This window comes from Sphaerisporangium sp. TRM90804 (assembly GCF_029846175.1).
GTDB lineage: Bacteria > Actinomycetota > Actinomycetes > Streptosporangiales > Streptosporangiaceae > Sphaerisporangium.
This window is the reverse complement of sequence record NZ_JARWAC010000023.1, coordinates 64,616-75,635: the sequence shown is the minus strand read 5'-3', so window position 1 is coordinate 75,635 and position 11,020 is coordinate 64,616. Positions and strand designations below refer to the sequence as shown.

The 11,020-nt window shown below is 74.1% G+C and carries 11 protein-coding genes; 1 reads left to right on the top strand and 10 read right to left on the bottom strand.

Annotated elements, in window-relative coordinates:
- Window positions 1–5: 5 nt before the first annotated feature.
- The 7 genes from paaE to PYR91_RS27200 all read right to left on the bottom strand — a co-directional run bounded on the left by paaE (window position 6) and on the right by PYR91_RS27200 (window position 7,365).
- Complete coding sequence (gene paaE, locus PYR91_RS27230) at window positions 6–1,091, bottom strand: 1,2-phenylacetyl-CoA epoxidase subunit PaaE (RefSeq protein WP_279784207.1); 1,086 nt, start codon at window positions 1,089–1,091, stop codon at window positions 6–8.
- A 2-nt stretch (window positions 1,092–1,093) separates the two neighbouring features.
- The gene (paaD, locus tag PYR91_RS27225) at window positions 1,094–1,597 is read right to left on the bottom strand and encodes a 1,2-phenylacetyl-CoA epoxidase subunit PaaD (RefSeq protein WP_279784205.1); all 504 of its coding nucleotides are present in this window, start codon (window positions 1,595–1,597) and stop codon (window positions 1,094–1,096) included.
- A gap of 2 nt (window positions 1,598–1,599) precedes the next feature.
- The gene (paaC, locus tag PYR91_RS27220) at window positions 1,600–2,613 is read right to left on the bottom strand and encodes a 1,2-phenylacetyl-CoA epoxidase subunit PaaC (protein WP_279784203.1); all 1,014 of its coding nucleotides are present in this window, start codon (window positions 2,611–2,613) and stop codon (window positions 1,600–1,602) included.
- Between the two features lie 8 nt (window positions 2,614–2,621).
- Window positions 2,622–2,903: a 1,2-phenylacetyl-CoA epoxidase subunit PaaB gene (gene paaB / locus PYR91_RS27215; protein ID WP_279784200.1), complete on the bottom strand. Its 282-nt coding sequence runs from the start codon at window positions 2,901–2,903 to the stop codon at window positions 2,622–2,624.
- A complete protein-coding gene (gene paaA, locus PYR91_RS27210) occupies window positions 2,900–3,928 on the bottom strand; it encodes a 1,2-phenylacetyl-CoA epoxidase subunit PaaA (RefSeq protein ID WP_279784198.1) in 1,029 nt (342 codons plus the stop codon). Before paaA ends, paaB begins: the two co-directional genes overlap by 4 nt.
- Before the next feature lie 75 nt (window positions 3,929–4,003).
- Entirely contained in the window at window positions 4,004–6,037 is a 2,034-nt protein-coding gene (gene paaZ, locus PYR91_RS27205) for a phenylacetic acid degradation bifunctional protein PaaZ (RefSeq protein ID WP_279784197.1), read from the bottom strand.
- A gap of 92 nt (window positions 6,038–6,129) precedes the next feature.
- Complete coding sequence (locus PYR91_RS27200; protein WP_279784195.1) at window positions 6,130–7,365, bottom strand: thiolase family protein; 1,236 nt, start codon at window positions 7,363–7,365, stop codon at window positions 6,130–6,132.
- A 206-nt stretch (window positions 7,366–7,571) separates the two neighbouring features.
- Here PYR91_RS27200 and PYR91_RS27195 point away from each other — a divergent pair, with 206 nt between their 5' ends.
- On the top strand, window positions 7,572–8,225 hold the full coding sequence (locus PYR91_RS27195; protein ID WP_279784193.1) for a TetR/AcrR family transcriptional regulator: 654 nt from the start codon (window positions 7,572–7,574) through the stop codon (window positions 8,223–8,225).
- Here PYR91_RS27195 and PYR91_RS27190 read toward each other — a convergent pair.
- From PYR91_RS27190 to PYR91_RS27180, 3 genes are all read right to left on the bottom strand, one after another.
- Window positions 8,192–9,034 (bottom strand): MetQ/NlpA family ABC transporter substrate-binding protein, encoded by an 843-nt coding sequence (locus tag PYR91_RS27190; RefSeq protein WP_279784192.1) that lies wholly within the window; start codon window positions 9,032–9,034, stop codon window positions 8,192–8,194. The genes PYR91_RS27195 and PYR91_RS27190 overlap by 34 nt on opposite strands.
- A 66-nt stretch (window positions 9,035–9,100) precedes the next feature.
- On the bottom strand, window positions 9,101–9,757 hold the full coding sequence (locus PYR91_RS27185) for an ABC transporter permease (protein WP_279784191.1): 657 nt from the start codon (window positions 9,755–9,757) through the stop codon (window positions 9,101–9,103).
- Complete coding sequence (locus PYR91_RS27180; RefSeq protein ID WP_279784189.1) at window positions 9,754–10,710, bottom strand: ATP-binding cassette domain-containing protein; 957 nt, start codon at window positions 10,708–10,710, stop codon at window positions 9,754–9,756. The genes PYR91_RS27185 and PYR91_RS27180 overlap by 4 nt, the downstream gene beginning before the upstream one ends.
- Between the last annotated feature and the right edge of the window lie 310 nt (window positions 10,711–11,020).

Here is an 11,020-nt window from a genome sequence, read left to right as displayed (position 1 = left end):
GCCGCTCAGGTGTCGAAGTCCACCGTCACCGAGGCGGAGGCCGGAAGGGACTGGCAGGTGAGCACGTACCCGGCCTCGACCTCGGCGGATTCCAGGGCGAAGTTGCGGCGCATGTCGACCTCGCCCTCGGTGACGCGGGCGCGGCAGGTGCCGCAGACGCCGCCCTTGCAGGCGAACGGCAGATCGGGCCGGACCCGCTGGGCGCCCTCCAGCACGGTGACGTCGCGCGGCAGCGTCACCGGCGTCGCCCGCCCGTCCAGGACCACCGTCACCTCCGCGGTGGCCGCGCCGCCCGGGCCCGCCTCGCGGCGCACCGGCTCCGGCGGCGGCTCGTCGACGTAGAACAGCTCGTTGTGCACCCGATCCCCGGGGACGCCCAGCTCGGCCAGCACCCGGCGGGCGTCCACGACCAGCCCGTACGGGCCGCACAGCCACCAGTGGTCCACCCGCGCCACCGGCGTGAGCGCGGCCACCAGAGCGCGCAGCCGGCCGGCGTCCAGGCGCCCGCTGAACAGCTCCGGCTCGCGCGGCTCGCGGGACAGGACGTGTACCAGCTCCACCCGGGCGGGGAAGGCGTCCTTGAGGTCGGCGAGCTCCTCGGCGAACATCACGGTGCGGGTGGTGCGGTTGCCGTAGAACAGCGTGACGGTGCCGCCGGGACGGGCGAGCACCGTGGAGGCGATCGACAGGACCGGCGTGATCCCCGACCCGGCCGCGACGAACACGTGGTGCCCGGGGCGTCCCAGATCGGCGGTGAAGCCCCCGGACGGCGGCTGCGCCTGCACGGTGTCCCCCGGCCGGACTCCGTGGACCAGCCACGTCGAGAACAGCCCGCCGGGGATCTCCCGGACCCCGATGCGCAGCGGCCCGCCCTCGGGCGAGCAGATGGAGTAGGACCGCCGCTCCTCCCGCCCCTCCACGAACGAGCGCAACGTGAGCGACTGCCCGGCGCGGAAGGCGAACTCCCCCGCCAGGCCGCCCGGCGCGTCGAAGGTGATCGCGCTCGCGTCCTCGCACAGCCGCTCCACCCGGGCGACGGTCAGCGTGGAGAACGCCGCCCGGGCCCGCGCCCGCGTCCCCGCCAGAGTCACGGTCAGATCTCCTTGACGTGTTCGAACGGTTCGCGGCAGTCGCCGCAGCGCCACAGTGACTTGCAGGCGGTGGAGCCGAACCTCGACAGCTCCTCGGTGGCGTCCGAGCCGCACCGGGGGCAGCGGAGGCGGCGGCGCGGCGGGCCGAGGGTCAGCGGGACCGGGCCGGCCGCGCGGGCCGGGGCCGCGCCGGGGGGCGCGATGCCGGCCTCGGCCAGCTTGCGCCTGCCCGTCTCGCCGATCCAGTCGGTGGTCCACGGCGGGGACAGCAGGGTGCGGACCTCCACGTCGGCGTACCCGGCGGCCCGCAGGGCGGTGCCGACGTCGTCGCGGATGGCCTCCAGCGCCGGGCAGCCGCTGTAGGTGGGGGTGATCGCGACGATCACCCCGCCGGTGACGGTCTCCTCGACGTGGCGCAGGATGCCCAGGTCGCCCAGGGTGAGCATCGGCAGTTCGGGGTCGGGCACCTCCCGTGCCACCTCCCAGGCGCTCGCCCGCCGCCGCACCGTCACCACCTCGCCCCGGGGTGCGCGCGGGCCACGCTCTGCAGCTCGGCCAGCAGCCCGTCCAGCGCGGGCGTGTGCGCGCCGTCCCGTCCGAGCGCGCCCTCTTGGGAGCCGGGACCCGGGGCGGACGGCTTCCGGAGATCGGGGCTCGGGGTGGACGGCCCGTCAAGGCCGGGCGCGCCGCCTCCCGGGGCGTCGTCCCGGCGGGGGGCGGCGGGGTGGGGCAGCGTGGCCGCCGTGAGGACCTGGGCGAGGGTGGCGTCGAACTCCTCGCGGGCGGCGGCGGGGTCGGCGGCGACGCCGGCGCGGGCCAGGCGCCGCTCGGCGGGGTGCGGGGTGAACAGCTCCGGCACCAGCGGCCAGACCGCCGCCAGGCCCTCGGCCATGCGCTCGCGGGAGTACGCGGTGCCGTCCCCGAGCCGGACCACCCAGCCCGCGGCGTAGTCGCGGTGGTAGGCGACCTCCTTGACGCCCTTGGCCGCCACCGCCGCCAGCACGGGGTCGCGGGAGGCTGCCAGCCGGTCGAGCAGGGCCAGCCGCCAGGTGGCGAACACCAGCAGGCGGGCCGTCGTGTGCGCGAAGTCGCCGTTGGGGACCTCGGCCAGCCGGACGTTGCGGAACTCGCCGGGGTCGCGTTGGAACGCCAGCGTGTCCTCGTCGCGCCCTGAGCCGTCCACCGCGCCGGCCCGCGCCAGCAGCAGCCTGGCCTGCCCGAGCAGGTCGAGCGCGATGTTGGCCAGCGCCACCTCCTCCTCCAGCTCAGGGGCGCGGGCGCACCACTCCTGCAACCGGTGCGACATGATCAGCGCGTCGTCGCCGAGCATCAGGCAGTACGCGGCCAGCTCGGCCGCGTCCACCCCCTCGGGCACCGCGGTGTCCACCCCGGCCAGCGGGTCGGCGAAGCCGGTGCCGTAGGCCCAGCGCGGGTCGTCCCCCTCGTTGAGTGCCTCGTAGGCGTTGCCGTGCTGCCCCTCCGGGCTTGCGGGCGGGAGATGGTCGGTGCCGGCTGCGGACATCGGCGGCCTCACATGTGCGGGACGTCGTCGGGAATGGCGTAGAAGGTCGGGTGGCGGTAGACCTTGTCGCCGCTGGGCGCGAAGAACGGGTCCTTCTCGTCGGGGCTGGTGGCCGTGATGTGCTCCGAGCGCACCACCCAGATGCTCACGCCCTCGTTGCGTCGCGTGTACAGGTCGCGCGCGTGGCGCAGGGCGGTCTCGTCGTCGGCGGCGTGCAGCGAGCCCACGTGCACGTGGTTGAGCCCCCGCTTGCTCCGGACGAACACCTCGTACAGCGGCCACTCGCTCACGCCGTCGCCCCCGCCCGTGCCGCCGCGCCCGCGCCGTCCCCGGCGCCGGCCGCGCTGCCTCCGGCCGTGGCCGCCCGGCCTGCGGCGTCAGGGGACCCGGTCGCCCGGGCGGCGGCCTTGGCGGCGTGGGCGGCGGCGGCCTCGCGGACCCAGGCGCCGTCCTCGTGCGCCGCGCGCCGGACGCCGACCCGCTGGGCGTTGCACGGGCCGTCGCCGCTGATCACCCGCTTCAGCTCCGACCAGTCGATCTCGCCGAAGTCGTGGTGGCCGCGCTCGGCGTTCCAGCGCAGGCACGGGTCGGGCAGGGTGACGCCCAGCGCCTCGGCCTGCGGGACCGTCATGTCGACGAACCGCTGCCGCAGCTCGTCGTTGGTGTGCCGCTTGATCTTCCAGGCCATCGACCGGGCGGTGTTCGGCGAGGCGTCGTCGGGCGGGCCGAACATCATCAGCGACGGCCACCACCAGCGGTCGACGGCGTCCCGCACGAGGGAACGCTGCGCCTCGGTGCCCGCCATCATCGTGAGCAGCAGCTCATACCCCTGACGCTGGTGGAACGACTCCTCCTTGCAGATGCGGATCATCGCCCGCGCGTACGGCCCGTAGGAGCTGCGGCACAGCGGCACCTGGTTGCAGATGGCCGCGCCGTCCACCAGCCAGCCGATCACCCCGACGTCGGCGTAGCTCAGCGTGGGGTAGTTGAAGATCGAGGAGTACTTCTGCCGTCCCTCGATGAGCTTGAGCGTCAGCTCGGCGCGGTCGACGCCCAGCGTCTCGGCGGCGGAGTAGAGGTACAGGCCGTGCCCGGCCTCGTCCTGCACCTTGGCCAGCAGGATCGCCTTGCGGCGCAGCGACGGCGCCCGGGTGATCCACTCGCCCTCCGGCTGCATGCCGATGATCTCCGAGTGCGCGTGCTGGGCGATCTGGCGCACCATCGTGGCCCGGTACCCCTCGGGCATCCAGTCGCGCGGCTCGACGCGCCGGTCCTTCTCGATCGTGCGCTCGAAGTGCTCTTCCAGGACAGCCATGCGCCGCCACCTCTTTACCGAACAACCGGTCAGTTAATAGTCTCGCTCAGCGTTCCGGGTCGCGCAAGCCGCCTCTCAGGCGTCGCGCCGGGCGACCAGGGTCAGCACGTCGTACTTGGCCACCGACGCGCCGTCCTGCTTGGTGACGTCGGCGTCCCAGCGGACCTCCCCGTAGGCCGCGCCCTCGCGCGGGTCGATCTGCTTGGCCGTGAGCGTGACCGTCAGCTCGTCGCCGGGGTAGACCGGGGCCAGGAAACGCAGGTTCTCCAGGCCGTAGTTGGCCAGCACCGGCCCGGGGTCGGGCTGCACGAACAGGCCGGCCGCCAGCGAGACGATCAGGTAGCCGTGGGCCACCCTGCCGTCGAAGAACGGGTTGGCGCGGGCCGCCTCGTCGTCCATGTGGGCGTAGAACCGGTCGCCGGTGAAGTCGGCGAAGTGCTCGATGTCCTCCAGCGTGACCGCGCGCGGCCCGGCCACCACGGTGTCGCCGGCCCGCAGCTCCTCCAGGTGCTTGCGGAACGGGTGCACCCCGTCCTCGGAGCGCTCGGCGCCCTCGACCCACCGGCCGGTGACCGCCGACAGCATCGACGGCGACGCCTGCACGGCGGTGCGGTTCATGTGGCGCAGCACGCCGCGCACCCCGCCCAGCTCCTCCCCGCCGCCGGCCCTGCCGGGGCCGCCGTGCACCAGCGTCGGCAGCGGCGAGCCGTGGCCGGTCGACTCCGTCGCCGCCGTCGCGTCCAGCACCAGGAGGCGTCCGTGCCAGGGCGCGGTGCCCAGCACGACCTCCCGGGCGAAGTCGCGGTCGCCGGTGACGATCGAGCCCACCAGGCTTCCCTGCCCGCGGGCCGCCAGCTCGGCCACCTCGTCGGCCGAGGTGTACGGCATGAGGGTGCTGACCGGGCCGAACGCCTCCACCTCGTGCGGCTCGGGACGGCCGGTGTCCTCCACGCTCAGCAGGATCGGCGAGACGAACGCGCCGCGCTCGGCGTCGGCGCCGACGACCTCCACCCGGTCGGGGTCGCCGAAGACGATCGAACCGGCCGACGACAGTGCCTTCAGCGCACGCCTGACCTCCTCGCGCTGCGCGAGGCTGGCCAGCGCGCCCATGTGCACGGACGGGTCGGCGGGGTTGCCCACCGTGACCTTCGCAAGCCGGGCGGCCACCGCCTCGGCCATCTCGGGCAGCAGCGGCGCGGGGACGAACGCGCGGCGGATCGCCGTGCACTTCTGCCCCGCCTTGACGGTCATCTCGGTCACCAGCTGCTCGGCGAACAGGTCGAACTCCGGGCCGCCGGGCACGGCGTCCGGGCCGAGGATCGAGCAGTTCAGCGAGTCGGCCTCGGCGTTGAACCGCACCGACCTGGCCGCGACGACCGGGTGGGTGCGCAGCTTCTGCGCCGTGGACGCCGACCCGGTGAAGGCCACCAGATCCTGCTCGGTCAGGTGCTCGAACAGGTCTCCCGCGCCGCCGCACACCATCTGCAGCGCGCCCTCGGGCAGGATGCCGGAGGTGACGATCAGCTCCACGAGCCGGGCGGTGACGTAGGCCGTCTGGCCGGCGGGCTTGACCAGGGACGGCACCCCGGCCACGAACGCGGGCGCCAGCTTCTCCAGCGGCCCCCACACCGGGAAGTTGAACGCGTTGATCTGCACGGCGACGCCGCGCATCGGCGTGTAGACGTGCTGCCCGACGAACGCGCCGGTCCTGCCGAGCCGCTCGACGGCGCCGTCGGGCAGCAGGCGGTCGTTGGGCAGCTCGCGCCTGCCCTTGCTGGAGTAGGAGAACAGCACGCCGATGCCGCCGTCGACGTCGAACCGGGAGTCGGCGCGGGTGGCCCCCGTGCGCAGCGACAGCTCGTACAGCTCCTCGCGGTGCTCGCGCAGGTGGGACGCCAGCGCCTTGAGCAGCGCGGCGCGCTGGTGGAAGGTCAGCTCGCGCAGCGCGGGGCCGCCGACCCGGCGGCCGTGCCGCAGGGCGGCGCCGAAGTCGACCCCGGCGGAGGAGACCCTGGCTACCTCCTCCCCGGTGACGGCGTCGTACACCGGGGCCCCCTCGTCGCGGGGGGCGTGCCAGGATCCTGAGACGTAGCTGCTGAGCGGGGCCATTCGAGGACCTCCCCATCGAGGATTCACCTGCCGGGCGTCGAGCGCGGCCCGGCCACACCGATCGTTCCCTCTTTCAGACGCGTTCCACGAGATCAGACGCGTTCGACGAGCATGGCGACCCCCTGCCCGACGCCCACGCACAGCGTGGCCAGGCCGCGGCGCGCGTCCTCGCGCTCCATGCGGCCGAGCAGCGTCACCAGCAGGCGGGCGCCCGAGCACCCCAGCGGGTGGCCGAGCGCGATGGCGCCCCCGTCGGCGTTGACCCGCTCCTCATCGAGCTTGAGCCGGCGGACGACCGCCAGGCTCTGCACGGCGAAGGCCTCGTTGAGCTCGACGGCGTCCAGGTCGCCGGCCTGCCAGCCCGCCCGTGCCAGCGCCTTCTCGGTGGCGGGCACCGGGCCGAGGCCCATCAGGTGCGGCGGCACGCCGGCGCTCGCGGTGGTGACCACCCGCGCGCGGGGCCGCAGGCCGTACCGCTGGACCGCCTCGGCACTCGCCACGACCAGGGCGGCGGCGCCGTCCGACAGGGGCGAGGAGGAGCCCGCGGTGACCACGCCGCCCTCGCGGAACGCCGGGCGGAGCCTGGCCAGCCGTTCCATGGAGGAGTCGCGGCGCGGGCCCTCGTCATGGCCGACCGTGCCGCCGGGCGTCTCCACCGGGACGATCTCGGCGTCGAACCGGCCCGCGTCCACGGCGGCGACGGCCCGCCGGTGGCTGCGCAGCGCGAACGCGTCGCTCTCCTCGCGCCCGATGCCGTCCAGGGCCGCGACCTCCTCGGCCGTCTCGCCCATCGAGAGCGTGATCTTCCCCATGCCGGTGGCGGGGCCGTCCGCGGCCTCCGGCCAGGAGCCGGCGCGGTCGGCCTCGGTGAAGCGCGGGTTGGTGAGGCGCCAGCCCAGGGAGGTGTCGGCGACCTCGCCCGGCCGCGCCCACGGGGTGCCCGGCTTGGCCATGACCCAGGGGGCGCGGGTCATGGACTCGACGCCGCCCGCCACGACGAGGCCGGCCTCGCCCGCCCGCACGGCCTGCGCCGCCGAGGCGACGGCGGTCAGGCCGCTCGCGCACAGCCGGTTCACGGTGTACCCCGGGACGGTGGACGGCAGCCCGCCCAGCAGCACCGCCATGCGGGCCACGTTCCTGTTGTCCTCGCCGGCCTGGTTGGCCGCGCCGAGGACCACCTCGTCGACCTCGGCGGCGGGCGCCCCGCTCCGGCGCAGCACCTCGGCCACGACCAGCGCCGCCAGGTCGTCCGGGCGGACGCCGGCGAGGGCTCCCCCGTACCTGCCCTGCGGGGTGCGGACCCCGTCGACCAGAAAAGCCTCGGGCATTGGTGACCTCCTCGGACGGCTGCGGCCGGCGCGGCGGCGGGCCCGGTGGCGAGCGCCGTCGGCGGCACGCGGGCCGTCCCGCCGAGGCGGCCGCGCTGCCGTCGCTTGACAGCGGCGGAGCGGCGACCCTTAACTGACGACAGACCCTTTCTAACCGGCCATTCGGTCAGTATGCAAGCGACGGAGATGGGCGGAGCGCTCCAGCGATGACCACCGCACGCGTCACCCCGGCCCGTCGCGGACGCCCGGGCTACGACCTGGAGTCCCTGCTCGCCGTCGCCGTAGCGGCGTTCAACGAGCGCGGCTACGAGGCCACCAGCATGGAGGACCTCTCCCGGCGGCTGGGCATCACCAAGTCGGCGATCTACCACCACGTGGCGAGCAAGGACGAGCTGCTCAGGCTGGCCGTCGGCCGCGCCCTGGACGGGCTGTTCGAGGCCGCGGCGCAGGCCGCCGCCCTGGACGGCCGGGCGATCGACCGGCTCCACCACCTGGTCCGGCGCAGCGTGCACGTGCTGGTCGAGCGCCTGCCGTTCGTCACCCTGCTGCTGCGCGTGCGCGGCAACACCGAGGTCGAGCGCGAGGCCCTGGCCCGCCGGCGCGAGTTCGACCACCTGGTGGGCGAGCTGTTCCAGCGGGCCGAGGCCGAGGGCGACGTCCGTGCGGACGTGCCACCGGCCGTCGCCGCCCGCCTGGTCTTCGGGCTGGTCAACTCCCTGGTCGAGTGGTACCGCCCCGGAGGGGGCATGGACGCCGGCGCCCTCGCCGACACCGTCGTCGCCATGGCCTTCCAGGGCCTGCGCACCACCCCCCGGGGGGCCGGGGGTCAGGTCGTCGCGGAGACGACCGAGCCCTGGTAGGTGTCCTCGATGAACTTCTTCACCTCGGGGCCCGCGAGGATCTCGGCGAGCTTCCTGACCGCGGGGTCGTTCTCCCTGCCCTCGGGGACGACCAGGCCGTTGGCGTACGGGTTGCCCTCGGACTTCTCCAGCACCAGGGCGTCGGAGGCGGGCTTGAGGTCGGCCTCCAGGGCGTAGTTGCCGTTGATGACGGCGGCGTCCACGTCCTCCAGGGAGCGCGGGAGCTGGGCGGCCTCCAGCGGCTGGAACTTCAGGTTCTTGGGGTTGCCCGCGACGTCCCGCTCGGTGGCGGCGGTTCCGACGCCCTCCTTGAGGGTGATGACGCCGTTGTCCTCCAGCAGCTTCAGCGAGCGGCCGAGGTTGGTGGCGTCGTTGGGGACCGAGACGGTGGCGCCGTTCGCCAGCTCGCCCACGCTCTTGATCCTGCTGGAGTACAGGCCGAGCGGCTCCAGGTGCGCGGCCTGCACGAAGACGAGCTTCTTGCCGCCCTTGGAGCCGAGGAAGTCGGCCAGGTAGGGGCGGTGCTGGAAGTAGTTGGCGTCGAGCTGGCCCTCCTGGAGCTGCACGTTCGGCTGGACGTAGTCGGTGAACTCCACGACCTCCAGCTTCAGCCCGGCGGCCGGCGCCAGCTTGTCCTTGACGTACTTGAGGATCTCGCCGTGCGGCACCGGGCTGACGCCCACCTTCAGAACGGCGTCCCGGGTCGCGCCTCCGGCGGCGGACGCCCCGGTCTCAGGGGCCGACGAGCCGCAGCCCGCGAGCACCGCCGCGAGCGCGGCGACGGCCACGGCCCCGATCAACTTGCGCACTCTTGTCTCCTTGTCATGAAGCACGGGTGGTGAACGCCGCGCCGAACTACGGAAGGCGTGGGCCGGCTACCGGTGGGAAAGGCGCCGGGCCAGCAGGTCGCCGAGGCTCTGCACGACCTGGACGACCACGATGAGCAGCACGACGGTGACGACCATGACGGTCGTGTCGAACCGCTGGTAGCCGTACCGGATCGCCAGGTCCCCGAGGCCGCCGCCGCCGATCGCCCCGGCCATCGCCGAGTACCCGATCAGTGCCACGATGGTGACGGTCAGGCCGGCGACCAGCCCCGGCAGGGCTTCGGGGAGCAGCACCCTGGCGACGATCCGCAGGCGGCTGGCCCCCATCGCCTGGGAGGCCTCCACCACCTCTCGCTCGACGCCGCGCAGGGCGGTCTCCACCAGCCGGGCGTAGAACGGGACGGCGCCGAGGGTGAGCGGGACGATGGCGGCGACCGTCCCGATCGTGGTGCCGGTGACCAGCCGCGTGAACGGCAGGATCGCCACCATCAGCACGATGAACGGCAGCGAGCGCCCGACGTTGACGACCGCGCCGAGCACGGCCTTGACGGCCGGGGCGGGCACGAGGCCGCCGCGGTCGGTGGCCACCAGCAGCACGCCGAGGGGGAGGCCGAGCACCAGCGTGAGCAGCGCCGACCAGAACACCATCTGGGCCGTCTCGCCGGTGGCCACGGCCAGGACGGGCAGCAGGTCGTCGTCGATCATCGGGTCTCCTCCAGGATCACGCCGCGCTCCCGCAGGTAGCCCAGCGCGTCCGCGGCGCGCTTGCCCGTGAGGCGTACGCGCAGGCGGCCGACCGGCACGCCGCCGATGTCCTCCACCGACCCGCCGAGGATGTCGACGTCCACGTCGAACTCGCGGACCAGGCTGGACATCACCGGCTCGCCGCCCTGGCCCGCGAAGGTGACGGTGACGCTGCCGGACGGCGCGGGCTCGGGCAGCGGGAAGATCTCGCGGGTGAGCAGCGACCCGGGCGCGGCGACGAGGTCGGCCAGCCTGCCGGCCTCGGCGACGCGGCCGTCACGCATGATCGCGACCGAGTCGCAGACGCTCTTGATGACGTGCATCTCGTGGGTGATGAGCAGGATCGTCAGGCCCAGCTCGGCGTTGAGCCGCCTGAGCAGGGCGAGGATCGACTGCGTCGTGCCGGGGTCGAGCGCGCTGGTCGCCTCGTCCGACAGCAGCACCTTGGGGCGCGCGGCGAGGGCCCGGGCGATCCCGACCCGCTGCTTCTGCCCGCCGGAGAGCTGCGCGGGGTAGGCGGAGGCCTTGCCTTCGAGCCCGACGAGTTCGAGCAGCTCGGCCACGCGGGTGGCGCGCTCCCGGCGCGGGACCCCGGCGACCTCCAGGGGGAAGGCGACGTTGCCGGCCACCGTGCGGGAGGACAGCAGCGCGAAGTGCTGGTGGATCATGCCGATGCGGCGGCGCGCGCGCCGCAGCCCCGCGATGTCGAGCGCGGTCAGGTCCTGGCCGTCCACGGCCACCGTGCCGCTCGTCGGGCGTTCCAGCAGGTTCACGCAGCGCAGCAGGGTGCTCTTGCCGGCGCCGCTCTGCCCCAGGACGCCGAAGATCTCGCCTTCGCGCACGTCGAGGTCCACACCGTCGAGCGCGACGACGCCGGTGTCGTAGACCTTGCGCAGGCCAGAAACATGTATCACAGGTAGGTTATATCCGAAATAGAGGGAGAGATGGACATCGGTCGCGCGGGCGGCCTACCGCCCGGGCGGCTTCAGGGCCGGCGCCGACACGGACGGCGATGCCGTCCGGCCGCGCCGCCGGGCGAGGGCCGAGGCAATCCGCTGGTCACGGTGAGGCCAACCGTTCCACACATTCGCACAATTCCCGATCGCAACTGTGATACGGCCCACTGCCCCTCCCCGGGCCGCCCCAGGCGCCCGGAAGACGCGCGATGGCCTGCCCATACGGCTCTGACCTGCGTTATCTCGCCGCGTCGCCCGCAGGCGCTCA